This window comes from Litorimonas sp. WD9-15, from assembly GCF_050271975.1.
Taxonomy (GTDB): Bacteria; Pseudomonadota; Alphaproteobacteria; order Caulobacterales; family Maricaulaceae; genus Litorimonas.
This window is the reverse complement of record NZ_CP189850.1, coordinates 2313326-2332982: the sequence shown is the minus strand read 5'-3', so window position 1 is coordinate 2332982 and position 19657 is coordinate 2313326. Positions and strand designations below refer to the sequence as shown.

Here is a 19657-nt window from a genome sequence, read left to right as displayed (position 1 = left end):
CGGGGGAATCGCATTGCCGACCAATGCCGACATCAAAATCGTCTCCGTTCAAACAAAGGCGCAGGTCCAGCAATTCCTAGACTTGCCCTATGATCTTTATCGGGGGGATCCGAGTTGGGCGCCGCCATTAAGGTTGGAGCGCAAAGAGCAGCTAGACCCTGTAAAGAATCCAGCTGCGAAAGACTTGGACCGCTCGTTATTTCTAGCGGTTAGAGGAGACGCGATTATTGGCCGGATTGCGGTTTTTACAAATCCCGCCCATGATCGACAGCACGATGTTGAAACAGCCTTTTTTGGCTATTTTGATTGCGAAAATGATCCGGAACTCGGCAAAATGCTCCTCAATAGGGCCGATGAATGGGCCAAAGACAAAGGCCGAAAGCGATTGGTCGGCCCTGCGCAATGGGGCGTGAATGAGGAGGTCGGCCTCCTTGTTGAAGGGTTTGATAGTCCCAATGTCGTCCTGATGTCATATGGCAAACCCTATTATCAAGACATGGTCGAGACGGCTGGTTATGCCAAAGCGATTGATATGTACGCCTTTCAAGCGGATTTACACGCCGGATATCCGCGCCCGAAAGTGACACGCATGATGGTTGATTATGCGACCAAGTCCAAAGCCGTAAGCTGGCGGAAACTCGATCCAAAGAATTTCACGCGCGATATCGAATTGGCCATGAGCATCTTCAACGATGCGTGGGGCAATAATTGGGGATTCCTAGAATTCCCGGATGACGCTATCCAGCACCTCGCCAAAGAGATGAAACCGCTCATTGCTTCGGATTGTTTTTATATAGGCGAGATTGACGGGGAGCCCGCCGCTTTTATCTGCCTGATTCCGGACTTGAACGAATTGGCAAAGGGCTTTGATGGGAAACTCTTCCCGTTCAATTGGGCCAAGCTTATTTACCGTCTAAAGTCTGGGAAGGCGAAACAGGCGCGGGTGCCGCTGATGGGACTCCGTACAAAACATCACGGCACGCGCAAGGGGCTCGGACTTGTTGCAGCTCTGTGCGAAACTGTGTTCGAAGCCGCGCGCCAAAAGGGCTATACCTATTGCGAGCTGTCTTGGATTCTCGAGGATAATGACGGCATGATTTCAATTTGTGAGCAAGCCAGCGCCGTGCCTTATAAAACTTACCGCATGTATGAAAAACGGATCGGCTGACATGGTCGCAAGCGTTCTCATTTTGGCAGGGCAGCGTGCAGGCGTGGTAGATCCGCTTTGTGAGGCGAAGGGCGTATCGCACAAGGCGGAAATTTCTGTGGCGGGCATTTCTATGTTGGACCGTGTTCGTACGGCGCTGTCCGACGCAAATATGCCGACACCTCATATCTCCGGCTATTCGGGCAGTGACTTGACAGAAGTGCCCAGCGGCGAGGGACCTGCGGATAGTGTCCTTTTGGGGTTAGAAGACATTGATACCTATCCCTGCCTTGTGACGACTTGTGATCATGCGCTTCTGGCACCCGAAATGGTTGAAGCGTTTGTTTCCGGAGCCGTGGCCGAAGGGACAGATATTTGTGTTGGTCTCGCGACAGAAGAGGTTATTCAAGCTGAATATCCAACGACGAAACGGACCTATCTCCGCTTTTCTGACTACGCCGTATCGGGGTGCAACCTCTTTTATATTGCGAATGAGGACGGCCTAAAAGCCATCGCATTCTGGCAGTCGGTTCAGCATTTGCGCAAAAACCCGCTCAAATTGGCCAAAAAAGTCGGGGTCGGTATCGGGATCAAATTCGCGGCGGGGCGGTTGTCTTTGGGCGGCGCCTTTGAATATGCCGCAGGCCGCATCGGCATTACGGCGGCCCCAGTTCTGATCCCATTTGCCGAAGCTGCGATTGACGTTGATAAACCGTCCGACCTCGAACTGGTTGAGCAGATTTTGGCAGACCGTCAGTGATGACATCGCCTAATCTGACCGTTGCTTCAACTGACTCCGTCGGCAAGCGTATCGCCGCCAATACGGGGCTGATGGTCGGTTCAAAAGTGCTGTCAGTCTTATTGGGTCTTGGCAGTCTTTTGATTGCGGCAAAATTCCTCAGTGTGGCGGCCTTGGGTGTTATCCTTTTTATTCACGCCTATCACCTTTTCTTCGCACAACTCGCGACGTTTCAGGCATGGCAAACGATCATTCGGTTTGGCATGGATGATGTCAAAAATGATGATGCGACGGGCCTCGCGCGGCTTCTGCAATTTGGTTATAAGCTTGATATATTGTCGGCGATCGTCGCCTTTATCGGGGCTGTCTGCTGTTTCTGGCTTGTTGTTTTCATTGCGGAAAGTTTCCCAGCTCTGTTCCAGCGTGACGGGCAGTCTGTTGATATTCGCACATTGCAGACACTTGTTATTTTCTACTCCTTACTGCTACTCCTGCGCCATCGCGGCACATCGATAGGTGTCTTCCGTCTTTTTGACCGTTTTGACGTTCTGGCGTGGCACGGCGTTATTATGCCGGCGGTTCGCTTTGTCGGCGTCGTTATTGCTGCGCAATTAGGCGCGGGCCTGGAAGGTTTCTTACTTGCTTGGTTCATCGGCTCACTGGCAGATTATCTGACGATGCCACTTCTCGCCGCGATTGAGCTGCGGAAACGGCGATTGTTGAAACCTGTTCTAAGGGCGAAATCGAATATTCTGAATCCGCGCAAGGGCGTTTGGCCCTTCGTGATTAAGGCAAATATCGACTCGACACTCGCCGCTTCAAATGTTCACCTTCCAGTGCTGCTTGTTATGGCAGTGTTCGGGGCGGGTTGGGTTTCGATTTACCGCATTGCAGAAGAGATTGCGAAGCTTCTTTCCGAAGGGTTTAAGCTCCTCGATCAAGTTATTTATCCGGAATTGGCGAAAATGGTCACGATGGGAGAGGCGGCCAAGATTTGGCGGCTGGTCATTAAAACAGCCGTTATATTACTGGTTTTCGGCCTCACAGTTTCCCTGTTCATATGGCTCTTCTTGGGTGGTTTATTGGGGTCTTTCCTACCACAGGATTATATCGAGTCTGCGCCGCTTGCGAGTTTACTGGTTCCTGCGGCAGCTCTCTTAGGTATGGCGGCGCCTCTCTACCCGGTCCTTTATGCAACGGATCATCCCGAACGCGCGATTTACGCGCGCGGGGCAGGGGTTTTCGTTTATATTGTTTCGTTTTTCATCCTGAGTTTTACAATCGGTCATATGGCACCGGGATGGGCGGCGATTGCCGGAAATCTTGTGGCGGTCGGGCTTCTGCTCTTCCTTGCCAAACAAGCTTTAGATAAAGTCGTAGCCCGAACACATGGAGCGGAAACAGCAATGGAAAATACAGCGCCGGGATTCGGCCTGATCGGTGAAACCGATGCCAAGATTTGGGGGTTGCCCCTGAAGGAATGGCAGGTCAGGGCGTTCAAGAAAGCGGGTGCGGATGTCACGCTTCCACTTGAGGTGAATGATCAAGGCATTTGGCACCATGTCGACTGGATTATGTCCGCAGAACTGTCCAAGTCTTTTGCGAAGACGGAACGAACGGCCCTCGTAGAGAACGGTGTGATCGTCAGTCTCTCTACAGCTACGCAGGCAGAGGCAGAGCGCTTCATCGGCAATACGGTTGACGCACTTGCAGGGGAAGACTTCGTTGTCGCGGCCCCCTCCGACGTGAATGACGGTTATATCAAATCCCTGCGCAAGCAGGAGGCGCCCTATGTGTTGGATACGAACGAGACACCTATCCTCGATATTATGCGGCGTCAGTTTAAGTCCTCTTACAAAGGCATTACCGATTTCGTGACGAAGTGGTTTTGGCCGGTTCCGGCTTTTTATGTCACGCGGTTCTGCGCTTGGCTGCGCCTTTCTCCCAATCAGGTGACGACTGTTGGTTTCTTCCTGATGCTGGCGGCGACATGGTTCTTCTGGAATGAATTCTGGGCGCTGGGTTTCCTGTGTGGCTGGACGATGACCTTCTTGGACACGGTTGATGGGAAGCTGGCGCGGACGACCATGACCTATTCCTATTGGGGCAATATTTATGACCACGGGATTGATCTCGTCCATCCACCCTTCTGGTACTGGGCGTGGATGATCGGTTTGGGCGGAACGTATCAAATGTCCGACCCGCTCTTTATCGCGCTGCTTGCGATTTGGGTGGGCTATGTCGTGGACCGCGTGATTGAAGGTATCTTTATGCGCCAGCACGGATTTCATATTCACGTCTGGACGCGTTTTAATTCCGGTCTTCGGTTCTTCATCGCACGAAGAAACCCGAATACGTTCATTATGATGATCGGGATAATGCTTACAGTGGTCTTTGCGGGTGCAGGTTATTGGGCGTTCCTCCTGATTGCGGCGTGGACTTGGATCTGTATTTTCGCCAATTTCTGTACATTGATCGCGGGCCTTCTCGCCAAACGCCCCCTCGCGAGCTGGATGGACGCGTAGGTGAAGTGTTACGCGATTTTTGATCTGGATGAGACGATCACGACCCGTGGGACGTGGGGGCGGTATGTCTCGCTTTCTGTCAAAGGAATGCCTTGGAAACTAGTTGGATTATGGGCGCGAGCCGGATTTGGACAGTTGATTTACAAGGTCGGTTCAACGGAGCGCATTTCCGTCAAACGGGGTATGTTACGGTGGAGTCTGTCTGGGCAAAGCCGTGACGTTTTGGAGGCTTTAGCCGACAAGTTTGCAGATAACGAAATTGCAAATGGCCTCCGCCCCGGGGCTGTCCGACAGCTTGATATTCATCGTGCAGCCGGGGATAAAATTATCATAGCTTCCGCCGGAGCCGATATTGTTGTTGAAGCCATCGCCAAACGCTTGGGCATTGACGAGGTGATCTGTACAAAACTCGCGTGGAAAGACGGGAAATGCGCCCGTTATTTTGGCTCCGAGAATTGCTATGGCCCCGGAAAATTGGACATGCTGGCGAAACGTTTGGAAACATTTGATGATTTCCAACGTGAGGCAGCGCATATCACTATGTACTCAGACAGTTATTCCGACTTGCCCGTTTTAAAATTTGCGGACAAAGGCGTGGCCGTTAATGCTGATGCGAAACTCACTCGCGAGGCGGCCATTCATGGTTTTGAAACCGTTGATTGGTCTAAGTAGAAAAGACAAAGATACAGGCTGGATTTTCAATGCACGCTATTATTCTCGCCGCAGGCCGCGGATCACGCCTCCTGCCGCTGACAACAAATTTGCCGAAATGTCTTCTCCCCATCGGGAATACGACCGTTTTGGGTATGCAATTGGACACACTTTTCGCACATGGGGTCAAAACAGCGACCGTCATTACGGGCTTTAATAGCCACATGGTCAAAGCCGAAATTGATGCGCGTGAATCCGGGCCGAAGGTCAAAACGCTTTATAACCCTTTCTTCCAAGTTGCAGATAATCTGGCTTCTTGCTGGATGGCACGAAAGTCGATGAAGAAAGATTTCCTTCTCATTAACGGCGATACGCTGTTCTCACCGGAATTGCTCCAAACGATTCTTGCGGCACCGAAAACACATATTGCCGTCACGATTGACCAGAAGGGTTATTATGACGGCGACGACATGAAGGTCACGCTCGATGGGCCGCGTCTGACGGCGATTGGTAAGACGTTACCATTGACCGAAACTGACGGCGAATCCATCGGCATGCTTCGCTTTATGGGTGAGGGTACCAAGACATTCCGCAATGAGCTCAAACGCCTGATGAAGACACGTGACGGCACGAAAAGCTGGTTCTTGTCTGCGATCCACGGACTGGCACAGGCCGGACAACGTATCGATACAATCAACATTAAAGGTGCCGATTGGTCCGAATTGGATACGCCGGAAGATTACGAAATCTGCCGTTCGCTGTTTGGAAATTCCGAAATGGCGCGTCAACGCTTCGCTGTTATCTAAAACGTGATTGGAGTCAGCTCTAGACTCGGCTAAAACGTTTAGATGGGACTCGGTACTACTCTATTAGATAAAGTCATGCAGCGCTTCGTATCGAAGGGTGCATTGACCGTTATATTGCCTGACGGCACGTCCACCACCTATGGGTCAGGCGGAGAGCCATCGGCCACAATCAAAATCAATGATACTGCGCTTCCAATGGCGTTAGTGAAGAACCCAGAACTTGTGGCGGGCGAAGCCTATATGGATGGCCGTTTGGAAATGGTCGACTGTACGATCCATGATTTCCTGACTGTCTTCGCAAATAATCGTGACGGCCTCCGCAAAGGGCCTATTCGGTCGAAAGTCAAAGCGTGGAATAAGAAAATCAAACGCTGGCATCAACGCAATCCGCGCGCGGCCAGCTCGGCCAATGTCAAGGCGCATTACGATATTTCGAACGAGCTGTATAAAATGTTCCTCGACGAGGACATGCAATATAGCTGCGCCTATTTCTCTGACCCAGACATGACACTGGAAGAGGCGCAACTCGCCAAGAAGCGCCATATCGCGGCGAAATTGGACCTGAAAGCCGGGCAGCGCGTATTGGATATCGGGTGTGGCTGGGGCGGCATGGCAATGCATCTTGCGAAAGAACACGGCGTCAAAGTCGTGGGCGTTACACTGTCGACTCAACAGCACAGCCTCGCAATAGAGCGGGTGAAAGACGCTGGCCTCGAAGATCTCGTCGATATCCGATTGCAGGATTACCGCGATGTTGAAGGCCCTTTTGACCGCATCGTGTCTGTCGGAATGTTCGAACATGTTGGGATCGGGCATTTTGCCGAATATTTTGAGACGATACGTGAATTGCTAACGGATGAGGGCGTCGCTCTTGTGCATTCGATTGGCCGGAAGGGTGGTCCCGGCACGACCGGTGCGTGGATCCGAAAATATATTTTCCCGGGTGGATATTCTCCTGCCTTATCCGAAACATTTGCTGAAATTGAGAAGGCGGGACTCTGGGTCTCGGATTGTGAAATCCTGCGCCTTCATTACGCCTACACGCTGGCTGAGTGGAATAAGCGCTGTCAGGCGCAAAAGGCCGAAATCGTTGAGATGATGGGGGAAGAATTCTTCCGCATGTGGGAATTTTACCTCTCCATCTCGGAGCTCTCATTCCAACTCGGCAAACATATGAATTTCCAAATCCAGCTGACAAAGGATGTGCATGCGCTGCCCGTCACGCGGGATTACATGGTGGACGAAGAACGCGCGCAGGGGTAAAGCGCCAAATTATGGCTACACCTGTTGAGAAACCCAAACATCTGACCAACCCACGCCGGGCTTTCGTCAAACGGAATGGCAAGAAACTCGTGCGCAAAATTGCGAAGTTTCAAAGTGGACAATCTAAAGTGCCCGACACGCCCAAGATCGCGAATGATCACTTCCCATTCCTGAAGGATTTCACTGAGAATTGGGAAACCATTCAGGTGGAAGCGCGTGAGGTCCTGAAATTCCGCGATGCCATTCCGACATTTCACGAAGTCTCGCCGGACCAGTACCGTCTCTCAACAGAGAATAACTGGAAAACATTCGTGCTGTTCGGATTTGGTCAACGGTTGGAGAAAAATGCGGCACTAGCGCCGAAAACCTCTGATATTCTCGAAAAAGTGCCGAATCTTCAGACGGCCATGTTCTCTATCCTCGCGCCCGGATATCATATTCCCGCCCATAAAGGTGTGACCAAGGGTATTCTGCGCTCCCATCTCGGGCTCATCATCCCAAAGGATCGTGAGCAGTGTCGCATTCGCGTCGATGATACGATCACGCCGTGGAAAGAGGGGGAGATTTTTGTGTTTGACGACACCTATGAGCACGAGGTCTGGAACGACACCGACGAAGAGCGCGTCATTCTCTTATTCGATTTCGACCGTCCAATGAAGCTAGGCGGTCGCGTGCTGAACAAGACGTTTCTCAACATTATGAAGCTCACGGCCTTTTATCAGGATCCGAAGAAGAACCTACAAACGGCTGAAGAACGCCTGGAAGCGGCAATCAAACAAGCCGATGCCAATATGGAAGCGATGAGCGACCCAGCGGGTTAAGGCGGGTCAATAAGGGCAGTAATGTGGCCAATCGATTTTTCGAAAATTTGGATTGCGTCTTTTCGATAATCCGTTCGATAAAGATATGATCGCCCGTTAAATTCTTGCGCTTTTATCTCGGTAATCTCGGGCTAGAATTCAGAAGAAGTTATTTATTAATATTCAAATTTATTTAGGTTTGAATGATAATATTCACTGTTATTCACTTGCAAAAAAGCCCGCCAGAGTTATAGCCCCGCAAGTCAATGCGGACTTGCATGTTAAACGCAGTTTCCGCGAAGATTACCAATTTTTATAAGAAAACCCTATAATTCGGATTGAATACGAACTGAGGCTTCTTACTTTATTGGTAAGGGAAGTAACAAACGCGGGCGCGGTCAGATTGACCCGCTGCTAACATAAAAAAGGGCCTTGTTATGAAAGGTGATTATTGCACGCGCGAAGGCGCAGAACGCTTGAAAGAGCAAATCGAAGCCTATTGGGCGGAACGTGGACATGATGTCCGTGTGAACCTGATACAAGGTGGATTTTTAGCCTCCATGCGCTCCGCGCGGACAGATGTCCGCTCTAACCTCGTGAACGGCGTTCCAACGAATTCGACTGAAAATTTCGGTTAAATCGAACTAAATTCGGCCTGCAGATATGCGGGCTTGAAGGGTCGGCACGATATCGCGAAACCGCGATAATCGTGATCCGGCCCTTAATCGTATTTGGGGTAAGGGCGTATAGCCATAGGTCATAAGGATCGGAAAAGCCTTAGCATTTTGCGCGGACCGCATATCCGGCCAACTATCCCCGACCATGATGATGCGACAACTGTTGCGGTGCCCCACGGCCGCGAAAATATGATCCGCATCCGGTTTCTTGCGTGGGACATCATCTCCCCCAATAATTCTTACGAAGTGACGACTTAGGTTGAGCTTTTCCATTAAGGGTCGGGCGAGCCAGCCGGGTTTGTTTGTACAGACTGAGAGTTCTGCGCCCAGCGCATTTAATGTGATGAGCGTCTCTTCAACGCCGGGAAAAGGATGCGAGAGGTGGTCGAGGCTGTCGGCGTAGAGTTTTAGGAACAGCGCTTGCAAATCATCCATATCGGCTTCGTTCACCTGATCGCCAACGGCGTTCAAAGCCGTGCGCAGCATTTTACGTGAACCATATCCGACTTCTGCCCGGGCGAGTTTGTAGTTAACAGGTCCGTGTCCACGTGTCGCAATGACTTCACTCGTCACCCGAACGAGGTCTGGCGCTGTTTCGACAAGAGTCCCGTCGAGATCAAAAGCGATGCTGAGACCTGATAAAAGGGGCGCAGGCAGTTTTTGCATATTTAGCTTTCGAAAATCCGTGCGGTCTGTCGCGCGATACGCTAGCTCCACTAAGAAATTCCGATTAGATGAGTCCTATGAACACTGCAACTAAACGCGCCGCCATCATTCTTGCCGCTGGGAAAAGCACGCGGATGAAATCCGCTCGCTCGAAAGTCCTACATCCTGTGGGCGGGCGCCCCATGTTGAACTGGGTGACATCGCTGGCCCGTGATGCGGGGATTGAACGGATTGTCTGTGTTGTCGGGGAGGGCAATGTGGATGTCCAAGCTGCCGCACGCGACCTCGGTCTCGATATTGCTATTCAGGAACCGCAGATGGGGACGGGCCACGCCGTGCAATGTGCGAAGGAGGCCCTGCGGGATTTCGACGGTCATGTTGTCGTGCTCTATGCGGATACGCCGTTAATTTCTGTTCCGACCCTAGAGGGCGTGTTCAAAGCGTTTGAGACTCATTCTCTCGCCGTCCTTGGGTTTGAACCGGAAGATCCTGCCGCCTATGGCCGTTTGGTCGTGGACGGAAATGACCTCCACGCCATCGTTGAGGCGAAAGAGGCTTCACCTGAGCAATTAAAGATAGGGATTTGTAATTCGGGCGTTTTGGCGGCGTCTGCCGCTGATCTTTTTGGGGCTTGTGACCGTGTCACAAATGACAATGCCAAGGGCGAATATTATCTCACAGATATCGTAGAAATTCTGCGCGGAGAAAAAAAAGCCGCCACAGTCGTTCATGCGCCGGAAACCGAAGTGCTCGGTGTCAATGACCGGACTGATCTCGCGCGTGCAGAGGCAGCATTTCAAACCGTTATGCGCGAGAACGCTATGCGTAGTGGTGTGAGTTTGAAACATCCTGAGACCGTCTTCTTCGCCTATGATACAATGATTGAACCGGATGTCAGCATTGATGCGAATGTCGTCTTTGGTCCGGGTGTTACCGTCCATTCGGGCGCGACAATCCATAGTTTCTGCCATATTGAAGGTACAGACATTGGAGAGAATGCGCAGATCGGACCATTTGCCCGCCTCCGTCCCGGAACGCATTTGGCGGAAAATACGAAAGTTGGAAACTTCGTGGAAACGAAGAAAGCTATTGTCGGAAAAGGCAGTAAAATCAATCACCTTTCCTATGTTGGTGATGCGGAATTGGGCGAGGGTGTCAATGTCGGCGCAGGCACGATTACTTGCAATTATGATGGATATAACAAGCATAAGACCATCATTGGAGACGGGGCCTTTGTCGGTTCGAACAGTTCGCTTGTCGCGCCCGTTACAATCGGTGCTGGCGCATTTCTCGGCTCCGGCGGAGTCGTGACCGAGAATGTACCTGATGATGCGCTTGCGCTCGCGCGGTCGAAACAAGTTAATAAGGATGGCTGGGGCGCACGTTTCCGCGCTGTTCAAGAAAAGCTAAAACAGAAGAAAAAGTCATGAGTGTCGTTAAAGAAAATGCAGCCATGGCTGCTTTGGAGTTCGTCGAATCCGGCATGACTTTGGGACTGGGCTCCGGTTCAACAGCTGAAATTTTTATCGAAGCCTTGGGTGACCGCGTTGCGGGTGGCATGAAAATTGTGGGTGTTCCAACATCCAAACGGACCGCTGAATGTGCGATAGAGGCAGGCGTTCCTTTAGCGGAACCGGATAAGGTTGACCGGATTAACCTGACAATTGATGGCGCGGATGAAGTCGATCCGGCCTTTAATCTTATTAAAGGAGGAGGCGCCTGTCTCCTGCGGGAGAAGATTATCGCCCACGCGTCTGACCGTATGATCGTTATCGTCGACGGCACAAAAATGGTAGAGATGCTGGGCGCATTCCCATTGCCTATCGAAGTTGACCCCTTTGGTATGGCCTTGACGGCGGAACAGGTCTTCGATGCTTTGAAGACGACGGGGTGTGAGGAAGCGCAGACTGTCCTGCGTCAAATGAAAGACGGCTCAGGCCCACTTATTACAGATGGTGGGAACTACATCCTAGACAGCAAGTGTCGTAAAATTCCAAATCCGGCGGATACAGCTTTAGCGCTCAGTCAAATTCCGGGGGTGATGGAACATGGCCTATTTATTGACCTCGCGGATGTTATCGTCGTTGGCGAAGCCGATCATGCTCGCGTCATTGAGCTTGCTCGGGATTAAGCGTTCAGATGTTAGTCTGGATATTCATAGGCATCATCATCGTCGCAATCGTGAGATTTGTTCAAGATCGCGATCATGATAAGCGCCTTAAATATGCACGTGAAATCGCGGAGAGCTTTGATCTCTCAACTCTCTTTGATGAAGACTATCATGGCCATTTTTCATTTGGGGATAAAATGCCCGAAGAAGACGCGTATAAGCGCGTTAGCCAGGCATTGGATGCGGGCGCCGAAAAACGGCTCGCATATAATTTTCAAGAGGCGCTACCAAAATGGATGTTGGAAAGCACCGTTAACGATTTTCGGCAAGGTCTGAATAATCCAACCTCATCTCACATGATGAACGTGAATAATATCACGATGCGGTTCGTAAAAGCGCGGACAGCACGCATTCTTGAATTGTTAAATGGAGAAGGCGTTCCTATCTCCTCAACGAACAGCTCACAAAGACGCCGGCGTCGTCGACGGTAGAAAACAAATAACAGGATTAAGCCCTCATGACCGATCAAAAATATGACTTTGACCTTTTCGTCATCGGTGCGGGCTCCGGTGGCGTCCGCTCTGGTCGCATGGCGGCGCAGCTTGGTAAACGTGTCGGCGTGGCAGAGGAAAGCTTGCCTGGCGGAACCTGCGTTGTTCGCGGCTGTGTTCCGAAAAAATTCCTTGTCTATGGTGCGGATTACGGTGCGAGTTTGGAGGAAGCGAAGGGCTATGGCTGGAGCTTCGGCGAGACGTCTTTCGATTGGCCAACACTACGGGATGCCATTCAGAAAGAAGTTTCTCGCCTGTCTGGTATATACTCAACAATACTTGAGAAGAACGGCGCGACGGTGTTCCGTGAGCGCGCGGAATTTGTCGACAATCACACCGTGCGTCTAACCAAAAGCGGAAAGCTGATTACGGCAGAGACAATTCTCATCGCTGTTGGTGGCCGGCCTTGGGCACCCGAGATTAAGGGGATCGAACATGCGATCGTCTCTGACGATTCCTTCACGCTCGATAAATTGCCGGAACGTGTTCTGATCATTGGTGGCGGTTATATTGCTTGTGAATTTGCGGGCATTTATGCGGGCCTTGGCGTGAAGACCGTGCAGGCCTATCGCGGGGGACGCCTGCTGAACGGTTTTGATGCGGAAGTTCGCGATAAGGTCGCGCTTGTCCAAGAAAACAACGGAATTGATCTAAAATTCAATATCAGTCCGACAGAGATCAAGGAAACGCAGGGCGGATATATCGTAACCTTTGATGATGGTTCCAAAATCGGCACAGACCTCGTCTTTATGGCGACGGGCCGTAAGCCGCACACCTCCGGTCTCGGCTTAGAAAATGCGGGTGTCGAAGTTGAGGATGGCGGCGCTGTCAAAGTCGATAAATTTTCTAAGACAACAGCGGATAACATCTATGCCGTTGGCGATGTGACCAACCGCATGAACTTAACGCCCGTCGCCATTCGCGAAGGTATGGCCTTCATCGAGACACGTTATAAAGACAATCCGACCGCTTATGATCATGAGCAGATTGCGAGTGCGGTCTTCACACGACCACCGGTCGGGACTGTTGGCTTGACTGAAGCGCAAGCCCGTAAGAAACATGGCGACGCTGTCACGGTTTATTCGACAAAATTTCGTCCGATGAAGAATATCTTGTCGGGTGATCCGCAAGGCGTCTTTATGAAATTGATCACCAAGGGCGATGAGGAAACCGTTATTGGGGTTCACCTTGTCGGCGATCACAGTGGTGAGCTGATCCAAATTCTTGGTATCTGTGTGAAGGCGGGCCTGACAAAGGCCGATTTTGACGCGACCTGTGCCGTGCATCCAACAATTTCAGAAGAGATTGTCACACTGAAGCCCCGTGAAATTAACAAAACGACTGTCGTCTCCTAGTGGTTTGATTAGACTGACATGGAGTCTAGGCATTTTTTGCCAATATCGTTATAGATAAAGGTCTGTCGCGAAACGTTTTCGCGCGAAGGAATTGAAGACATGACAAAATGGACCCCCTCCAGCTGGCGAGCCTTACCTGCCAAACATATTCCGGAAGATTATCCGGATCTGGATAAGCTTGCGGAAGTCGAGACAACATTGAAGGGCTATCCGCCACTCGTTTTCGCGGGGGAAGCGCGTCGTCTGCGTGACCGTCTCGGTGATGTGGCCATGGGTAAAGCCTTTTTGCTGCAGGGCGGGGACTGCGCTGAGAGCTTCAAGGAATTTCATCCTGATAACTTACGCGATATGTTTCGCGTTATGATGCAAATGGCTGTCGTGCTGACCTACGGCGCGGGTCAGCCTGTTGTCAAAGTGGGTCGCATTGCCGGACAATTTGGCAAACCACGTAGTTCGCCCGTCGAAGTTCGCGACGGTGTGACACTCCCGTCCTATCGCGGGGATAATATCAACGCGATGGCCTTTGATCCAAAATCACGGACGCCGAACCCGAAACGGTTGCTCAAAGCCTATGGACAGTCCGCCTCGACGCTGAACCTACTGCGGGCTTTCTCAACGGGCGGTTACGCCAACCTTCGTAATATCCATAAATGGACACTCGGCTTTGTCGACGGGTCAGAGCAGACGAAAAAATATAAGGAACTCTGCGAGAAAATCGAAGACGCGCTGGACTTCATGGAAGCCTGTGGCGTGACTCCGGACTCTACGCCGCAAATGGCCGCGACGGATTATTATACATCCCATGAAGGCTTGCTGCTGGGCTATGAGGAAGCCATGACCCGTATCGATAGTACGACGGGCCGTTGGTATGACACCTCTGCGCACATGCTTTGGATCGGGAACCGTACGCGTCAACTGGACCATGCTCATGTCGAATTCATGCGCGGGATTGAAAACCCGATTGCGATGAAGATCGGGGAAGGGTTGGAATCGGATGAACTCCTGCGACTTCTCGATGTTCTCAATCCCGAAAATATCCCAGGTCGTATGACTTTGATTGCCCGTTATGGCCACGACAAAGTCGCGAAAGGCCTGCCGAGCCTCGCGCGGGCTGTGAAAGCCGCGGGCCGTCACGTCGTCTGGTCTTGCGACCCGATGCATGGCAACACAATTAAAACGGATAGTGGGTTCAAGACACGCCCGTTTGACTACATCCTAACTGAAGTCCGTCAATTTATGCAGGTCCTCCATAGCGAAAACTGCTGGCCAGGCGGCGTACATTTCGAGATGACAGGACAGAACGTGACGGAATGTCTGGGCGGTTCGGCCATGGCCGTGCGCGAAGAGGATCTGTCCTCCCGTTATCACACGCATTGCGACCCGCGTTTGAACGCAAACCAGGCTTTGGAGCTGGCGTTTTTGATCTCTGAGGAACTCGGTAGTTACCGGAAGGAAGAGGCCGCGCGTCTTGCAGGCTAAATTATTCCAAATTAAATCAAAAAAAAGCCGCCCTAGAGGCGGCTTTTTCATATCTATCTAACGAAGCCCTAGAGGTCTTTCAGCGCCGCCGCCGGCTTGAATGATGCGGATGTCTTGGCTTTTGACATCATCATTTTGCCTGTGGCTGGGTTGCGCATTTCGCGGGATTCGCGATGCTTTGCGATGAACTGACCAAAGCCGGGAATGACAACTTTGGACCCGTCGCCTTGCTTCATTTCGTTTGTGACAGTTTCGATGAATGCGCTGAGCATGTCACCGGCAACCGCTTGTGTGGAACCTGTGTGGTCTGCGATTGCGCTAATGAGTTCTTTTTTGTTCATCTTGGATCTCCCTAGTGATGAGACTTCCGAATCTTTTGCCGGATAGTTGATGCTGACCCTAGCGATTGGAGTTAATGAGTCACTAAAAACTACGGTTTTATTGGGTTTTAGAGAGGTTTTGGACCGTTTTTCTGTTTAAAACCCGTTCAAATCGTAGCTGGAGCATCCATGAAAAGCTGAAACGTCCGGAATTACAGCCCCTTATCGGACGGATTGTCGCAAGTGATTCTCCCTTTTTTCTTGCAAAATCGTGGTCAGAGGGCGTTAAGACCCTATGACACAACGTTTAAAAATTGGCCTTATTGGTGCTGGCGTCTTTGCGGGATATCACGCGAATAAACTCGCTGTGCACCCGCGTTTGGAGTTTGTCGGGGTCCATGACCTTGATCAGGGTCGCGCGGCGGCGCTCGCTAAGAAACACAAGGTTGGCGCAATGGATGCAGAGGCGCTAGTCTCTCAGTGCGACGCCATGGTCATTGCTTGCCCTGCGAGTTTCCATGGAGGCATGGCAATCCAAGCGTTAGAGGCGGGGTGCCATTGCCTCATTGAAAAACCACTGGCGGTAGGTGTGAGTGCAGCGGAACGGATTTTAGAGTTATCCCAACGGAGTAACCTCATCGTCCAGGTCGGTCATCAAGAGCGGATGGTCCTTCGCGCGATTGGTTTGGATAAGGTCAAAGAGACACCACTTCGTGTCGAGGCTATCCGTGCCAATGGTTATTCACAACGCGGGACTGATACATCGGTCACAATGGATCTTATGACGCATGATATTGATCTTTGTACGGCTCTCTTCGGTGCAGCGCCTGATGATGTTTCCGGCCAGTCGAAAGCGGTAAAATCAAAAACACCGGATGAGGCAGACGTGACGCTAATCTATAGCGAAGCGAAGGCTGTTCTGCGGGCCAGTCGCGTGACGGAAACGCCGCAGCGTCGCATGGTTCTGACCTATCCATCCGGCGCGGTTGAGATTGATTTCAATGCAAAGAAACTCACACATGATACGCCATTCGATCTGAACGCAAATTTTGGGGATGACCCGCGTGCAAAAGACAGTCTCGGCGCGGCAACGAATATCTTTGTCGAGGCCGTGCTGGAAGGGACGCCCGTTCTGGTGTCTGCTGCGGATGGATTAATCGCGGTGAGGGTGGCCGCGCAAATAGATGGGGATCAAGCATGAGTTTGATGAAGAAAATCGGAATTGGCATTCTGCTCTTATTTCTGGCGGCGGGCATTCTGATCGCGTTGAATTGGACCACGATCAATCGATTAAAAACCGTCAACACGCTGTTTGATGAGGATAAGATCGTGACGAACTTCTCGTCTATGGACTCCGCCTTTCTCCATCATGATTTAAAAATCGGAACGCCTGAACCGTGGGAAGAAGACATTCGACCAATCCCCGAGACCGTGACGATACAGGGCGAAGCGTTACAACTCTCCGATGTTCTGAAAGAACTGGATACAACGGCACTTGTCATCATTCAGGACGGCAAGCTTATCCATGAGAGCTATTATCTCGGCACAGAGAAAGACGACTTGCGGATAAGTTGGTCGGTCGCGAAGTCCTTTATGTCCGGCCTTTACGGTCAGGCGATTGAAGACGGTCTGATGGATATTTCAAAACCAATTGAAGTCTATCTTCCTGAACTTATCGGGACGGCTTATGAGGGCGCGACAGTCGCGAATATCCTGAATATGACCAGCGGTGTGCGTTTTAACGAAGACTATATGGACCCGAAATCCGATATCAATGATATGGGCCGCGTTCTTGGTCTCGGCGGGTCGATGGATAAATATACGGAGACGCTGACCGAGCGCCACTATGAACCGGGTACAGTCTGGCAATATGTCTCGATTGATACCCATGTTGCAGCGATGGCTTTGCGCAAAGTCACAGGAAAGTCCCTGCATCAGCTTTGGGAAGAAACCTATGGCGATAATCTCGGAATGGGTAAAGCGCCATATTACATGACGGATGGATATGATGTAGCCTTTGCGCTTGGTGGGCTGAACTTGCGCACGCGCGACTACGCGAAGTTTGGTCAGCTATTTTTGCAAGGGGGAGAATGGAAAGGCGAACAGATTGTTCCGGCAGATTGGGTTGCGGACTCAACAACAAATCATTCACCGAATGTCCATCCCATTCGTGGCACGGGTTATGGCTATCAATGGTGGGTGCCAATGCCGCAGGAAGGCCCGAATAAGGGCGATTTCTTTGCCGTCGGGATTTACGGTCAATATATATATGTCAATCCAAGCGCGAATATCGTGATTGCGAAAAATGCGGCAGACCGCGAATTTACGCAAACCCAAAGTAATGGTCAGCACAGTGTGAACCTAAATATTGATATGTTCCGGAGTTTGGCGGACGAATTCCGTAAGCGTTCACAGACAAAAAAAAGTCTTGAAGTTTCGACCCGCTGTTTAATTTCTACTACAGTTAAGCTTACTCCAGCGACTATCCCAGAGGGAACAGATGTTGATGTAATGGTCAATGAGGCTGTAAAAACACTTATGCGGACAATGGATGCGATTAAATATGAAGGAGATCATAATTTTCGCTTTCAAGAAGCACAATCTGAAGTCCTAGACGATCTCAAAAACATATTTGGTGGTGAAGTGGATTGGAAAAACTTTGGTTCTGAAGAGATTACACAAGAATTAAGGGAAGAAGTAAAAATGTGCATTGCTAACGGTTGACCCGCCCCCACTGTCGCAGGGACGGGTCACTCTTGATTCGCTTCCATCACTCCGCCGACAGCGAAGCTATTTCCGTCATCAGGCCTTTTGTGCCTGAGTGAACGGTCAGCGTGCCGACTTTCTCGGCGATGCCTTCCAGCGCTTCGAGCTCTTTCAGCCGCATCATGGCGGGGTTATCCGACATGACTTTGGCGGTGTTGAGCAGCGCCCGCGTCGCGGACGCATCTTCCCGACGCCGGATGACGTTGGCTTCGGCTTCCTTTTCGGCCAATACAACCGTGTTTAGGATGTCCCGCATCTCGCCGGGCAGGATGATATCCTTCAGCGTGATGCCCGAAACCGCGATACCGGCTTTGGCCATGTCCGAGACAACCGTGGCTGACGCTTCCGCATCCACCGCGCCTTTTTCGGCCAGAACCGCGTCCAGCGTTTTGGTCGCCAGGGAGGACCGGAAAGCCGCGCCGAGCGCCCGGTAAAGCGCATCGTGGAAGTCTTTGACTTCCGTGACGGCTTTCACAGGGTCGGTCACCCGGTATGTCGCCGACAGGTTCACCCGGATCGAAACCCGGTCTTTCGTCAAGACTTCTTGGCCCGTGACATCGAGCGCGTGTTCCCGCGTATCGACGAGTTTGACCGAGATGACCTTACCGTAGGACCAGAGTGCGTGACCACCGGGGGAGAGGTCTCCCACCAGCTTTCCGTCAACATGCAGCAATCCGACTTGACCGTGCTCAACTTTGAACCGTTTGATGAAGTCCGAGGAGACCCGCATCAACCGCTTCGACAACGCGTCCGTCATGACGAAACCATCGGCGAGATTTACCCGCTCGACGGACCAGAGACCCGCATCCGTCCAGACCATAGTCCGAGACAGAGGCGCAACGATGAGCCGGGGCGTGCCGTCCAAGGACAGGATTGCCATTTCATCTTCGCCCGTTTCGACAGTCGTCAGAATTGTGCCAAGCGCGTCAGGATGGTTCCGGAACAATGTGCTCAGGAGGTCGCTATGGATCGCGTCCTTGCTCAAAGTATAGGCTTTGACCTCGAACTTGGTTTGATTGCCGAGATGGCCAATCATGTGCCGTCCGGGTGTCAGGACGGAATCGAACACACCGTCTTTCAGGACGATGGCCCGTTCGGTTTCGGGGACGATGGCTTCGAGGCCGAGTATTTTATGTGTCACTTTGGTCATAGCATTTCTCCTTCGCAGTTATTGCACGTGTGACGTTCCTTTCGGTTGGACAGGATTGTCCGGTTGGGTTGAGGGGACGAACGTCCCGGTGAAGGCGGTCCTCCCCATGAGGGCCGCGAGGTAAAACTCAGACGCCCGGGCAGACGCTGACGCAGACGCGACGGACCCACGGGGACCGCAGATGCGGGCCGCAAGTTTGGACACAGGTCTGGCGCGACACACCCACATACGGGCCGAACCATGTCTGTGCCCGACACGAGGGGCGCACAAAGCGGGCCACCGCGAGGTCGGTCTAATCTGTAAGGAAAGTAGAGAGGCAGGCGCAGTCAGACACAGCTCGCCCAAGGGAAAGCCCATCCAAAATTACCAACCGTATCTATCTTCCTGACGTCCACCCGGAACGTCGTTATGGAAAGCGATTTACAGTCGCTTGTTGGGAGTCGAACCCAAGCCCGTATGGGCATCCCGTGGTACATCTGGCGGGAGTCGAACCCGCGACAGCTGAATTATAAGTTCAGTGCTCTTCCTCTGAGCTACAGTTGTTATTTTGTGACAGGATTCGAACCTGCGTACACATAAGTGACTGACTGTGAGGTCAGCTGCCTTTAACCGCTTGGCTACACAAACACCCGCAACACGCTAACCGACTCAC

18 protein-coding genes and 1 tRNA gene are annotated in these 19657 nt (G+C 51.7%); 15 read left to right on the top strand and 4 right to left on the bottom strand.

Translation table 11 applies throughout. The annotated features are described in order from the left end of the window. Nucleotides 1–13: 13 nt before the first annotated feature. From ACP9M6_RS10885 to ACP9M6_RS10850, 8 genes are all read left to right on the top strand, one after another. A complete protein-coding gene (locus ACP9M6_RS10885) occupies nt 14–1168 on the top strand; it encodes a hypothetical protein (protein WP_427451032.1) in 1155 nt (384 codons plus the stop codon). After that, the gene (locus tag ACP9M6_RS10880; protein WP_427451030.1) at nt 1149–1907 is read left to right on the top strand and encodes a nucleotidyltransferase family protein; all 759 of its coding nucleotides are present in this window, start codon (nt 1149–1151) and stop codon (nt 1905–1907) included. The genes ACP9M6_RS10885 and ACP9M6_RS10880 overlap by 20 nt, the downstream gene beginning before the upstream one ends. Then, a complete protein-coding gene (locus tag ACP9M6_RS10875; protein WP_427451029.1) occupies nt 1907–4411 on the top strand; it encodes a CDP-alcohol phosphatidyltransferase family protein in 2505 nt (834 codons plus the stop codon). Before ACP9M6_RS10880 ends, ACP9M6_RS10875 begins: the two co-directional genes overlap by 1 nt. Next, a complete protein-coding gene (locus ACP9M6_RS10870; protein ID WP_427451027.1) occupies nt 4412–5083 on the top strand; it encodes an HAD family hydrolase in 672 nt (223 codons plus the stop codon). Nucleotides 5084–5112: 29 nt separating this feature from the next. Next, on the top strand, nt 5113–5868 hold the full coding sequence (locus tag ACP9M6_RS10865; RefSeq protein ID WP_427451026.1) for a sugar phosphate nucleotidyltransferase: 756 nt from the start codon (nt 5113–5115) through the stop codon (nt 5866–5868). A gap of 42 nt (nt 5869–5910) precedes the next feature. Beyond that, complete coding sequence (locus tag ACP9M6_RS10860) at nt 5911–7131, top strand: class I SAM-dependent methyltransferase (protein ID WP_427451024.1); 1221 nt, start codon at nt 5911–5913, stop codon at nt 7129–7131. Nucleotides 7132–7142: 11 nt separating this feature from the next. Next, nucleotides 7143–7952: an aspartyl/asparaginyl beta-hydroxylase domain-containing protein gene (locus tag ACP9M6_RS10855; RefSeq protein WP_427451023.1), complete on the top strand. Its 810-nt coding sequence runs from the start codon at nt 7143–7145 to the stop codon at nt 7950–7952. 416 nt (nt 7953–8368) lie between these two features. After that, nucleotides 8369–8569, top strand: a complete 201-nt coding sequence (locus ACP9M6_RS10850; RefSeq protein WP_427451021.1) for a phosphoglycolate phosphatase — start codon at nt 8369–8371, stop codon at nt 8567–8569. A gap of 6 nt (nt 8570–8575) precedes the next feature. Here the strand turns inward: ACP9M6_RS10850 and ACP9M6_RS10845 are convergent, their stop codons facing one another. Then, a complete protein-coding gene (locus ACP9M6_RS10845; RefSeq protein ID WP_427451019.1) occupies nt 8576–9274 on the bottom strand; it encodes an HAD-IA family hydrolase in 699 nt (232 codons plus the stop codon). Between the two features lie 77 nt (nt 9275–9351). Here ACP9M6_RS10845 and glmU point away from each other — a divergent pair, with 77 nt between their 5' ends. From glmU to ACP9M6_RS10820, 5 genes are all read left to right on the top strand, one after another. Beyond that, on the top strand, nt 9352–10704 hold the full coding sequence (gene glmU, locus ACP9M6_RS10840; protein WP_427451017.1) for a bifunctional UDP-N-acetylglucosamine diphosphorylase/glucosamine-1-phosphate N-acetyltransferase GlmU: 1353 nt from the start codon (nt 9352–9354) through the stop codon (nt 10702–10704). Further along, nucleotides 10701–11405, top strand: coding sequence for a ribose-5-phosphate isomerase RpiA (gene rpiA / locus ACP9M6_RS10835; protein WP_427451015.1), 705 nt, complete (start codon nt 10701–10703; stop codon nt 11403–11405). The genes glmU and rpiA overlap by 4 nt, the downstream gene beginning before the upstream one ends. Nucleotides 11406–11413: 8 nt before the next feature. After that, nucleotides 11414–11875, top strand: a complete 462-nt coding sequence (locus ACP9M6_RS10830; protein ID WP_427451013.1) for a hypothetical protein — start codon at nt 11414–11416, stop codon at nt 11873–11875. 26 nt (nt 11876–11901) lie between these two features. Next, nucleotides 11902–13290 (top strand): glutathione-disulfide reductase, encoded by a 1389-nt coding sequence (gor, locus tag ACP9M6_RS10825; protein WP_427451011.1) that lies wholly within the window; start codon nt 11902–11904, stop codon nt 13288–13290. 99 nt (nt 13291–13389) lie between these two features. Beyond that, nucleotides 13390–14769, top strand: coding sequence for a class II 3-deoxy-7-phosphoheptulonate synthase (locus ACP9M6_RS10820; protein ID WP_427451009.1), 1380 nt, complete (start codon nt 13390–13392; stop codon nt 14767–14769). Nucleotides 14770–14837: 68 nt separating this feature from the next. On the opposite strand, the gene ACP9M6_RS10815 is transcribed toward ACP9M6_RS10820, so the two are convergent. Beyond that, entirely contained in the window at nt 14838–15110 is a 273-nt protein-coding gene (locus ACP9M6_RS10815; RefSeq protein WP_427451007.1) for an HU family DNA-binding protein, read from the bottom strand. Nucleotides 15111–15384: 274 nt separating this feature from the next. Here ACP9M6_RS10815 and ACP9M6_RS10810 point away from each other — a divergent pair, with 274 nt between their 5' ends. Together ACP9M6_RS10810 and ACP9M6_RS10805 are read left to right on the top strand one after the other, a co-directional pair. Then, complete coding sequence (locus tag ACP9M6_RS10810) at nt 15385–16290, top strand: Gfo/Idh/MocA family protein (protein WP_427451005.1); 906 nt, start codon at nt 15385–15387, stop codon at nt 16288–16290. Continuing rightward, nucleotides 16287–17813 carry a serine hydrolase domain-containing protein gene (locus ACP9M6_RS10805; RefSeq protein ID WP_427451003.1) on the top strand — a complete coding sequence of 509 codons (1527 nt, stop codon included), beginning with the start codon at nt 16287–16289 and terminating at the stop codon, nt 17811–17813. Before ACP9M6_RS10810 ends, ACP9M6_RS10805 begins: the two co-directional genes overlap by 4 nt. Before the next feature lie 46 nt (nt 17814–17859). Here the strand turns inward: ACP9M6_RS10805 and ACP9M6_RS10800 are convergent, their stop codons facing one another. Together ACP9M6_RS10800 and ACP9M6_RS10795 are read right to left on the bottom strand one after the other, a co-directional pair. Then, on the bottom strand, nt 17860–19005 hold the full coding sequence (locus tag ACP9M6_RS10800) for a slipin family protein (RefSeq protein WP_427451001.1): 1146 nt from the start codon (nt 19003–19005) through the stop codon (nt 17860–17862). Nucleotides 19006–19473: 468 nt separating this feature from the next. Beyond that, nucleotides 19474–19548, bottom strand: a tRNA-Ile gene (locus ACP9M6_RS10795). Nucleotides 19549–19657 lie beyond the last annotated feature (109 nt).

Excerpts from the sequence above, each read along its gene's own strand:
- ACP9M6_RS10860 (WP_427451024.1), top strand. The coding sequence starts at position 5,911 with ATGGGACTCGGTACTACTCTATTAGATAAAGTCATGCAGCGCTTCGTA.
- ACP9M6_RS10855 (WP_427451023.1), top strand. The coding sequence starts at position 7,143 with ATGGCTACACCTGTTGAGAAACCCAAACATCTGACCAACCCACGCCGG.
- ACP9M6_RS10810 (WP_427451005.1), top strand. The coding sequence starts at position 15,385 with ATGACACAACGTTTAAAAATTGGCCTTATTGGTGCTGGCGTCTTTGCG.
- ACP9M6_RS10845 (WP_427451019.1), bottom strand. The coding sequence starts at position 9,274 with ATGCAAAAACTGCCTGCGCCCCTTTTATCAGGTCTCAGCATCGCTTTT.
- rpiA (WP_427451015.1), top strand. The coding sequence starts at position 10,701 with ATGAGTGTCGTTAAAGAAAATGCAGCCATGGCTGCTTTGGAGTTCGTC.
- ACP9M6_RS10830 (WP_427451013.1), top strand. The coding sequence starts at position 11,414 with ATGTTAGTCTGGATATTCATAGGCATCATCATCGTCGCAATCGTGAGA.
- glmU (WP_427451017.1), top strand. The coding sequence starts at position 9,352 with ATGAACACTGCAACTAAACGCGCCGCCATCATTCTTGCCGCTGGGAAA.
- ACP9M6_RS10820 (WP_427451009.1), top strand. The coding sequence starts at position 13,390 with ATGACAAAATGGACCCCCTCCAGCTGGCGAGCCTTACCTGCCAAACAT.
- ACP9M6_RS10880 (WP_427451030.1), top strand. The coding sequence starts at position 1,149 with ATGAAAAACGGATCGGCTGACATGGTCGCAAGCGTTCTCATTTTGGCA.
- ACP9M6_RS10850 (WP_427451021.1), top strand. The coding sequence starts at position 8,369 with ATGAAAGGTGATTATTGCACGCGCGAAGGCGCAGAACGCTTGAAAGAG.
- gor (WP_427451011.1), top strand. The coding sequence starts at position 11,902 with ATGACCGATCAAAAATATGACTTTGACCTTTTCGTCATCGGTGCGGGC.
- ACP9M6_RS10865 (WP_427451026.1), top strand. The coding sequence starts at position 5,113 with ATGCACGCTATTATTCTCGCCGCAGGCCGCGGATCACGCCTCCTGCCG.
- ACP9M6_RS10805 (WP_427451003.1), top strand. The coding sequence starts at position 16,287 with ATGAGTTTGATGAAGAAAATCGGAATTGGCATTCTGCTCTTATTTCTG.
- ACP9M6_RS10815 (WP_427451007.1), bottom strand. The coding sequence starts at position 15,110 with ATGAACAAAAAAGAACTCATTAGCGCAATCGCAGACCACACAGGTTCC.
- ACP9M6_RS10800 (WP_427451001.1), bottom strand. The coding sequence starts at position 19,005 with ATGACCAAAGTGACACATAAAATACTCGGCCTCGAAGCCATCGTCCCC.
- ACP9M6_RS10875 (WP_427451029.1), top strand. The coding sequence starts at position 1,907 with ATGACATCGCCTAATCTGACCGTTGCTTCAACTGACTCCGTCGGCAAG.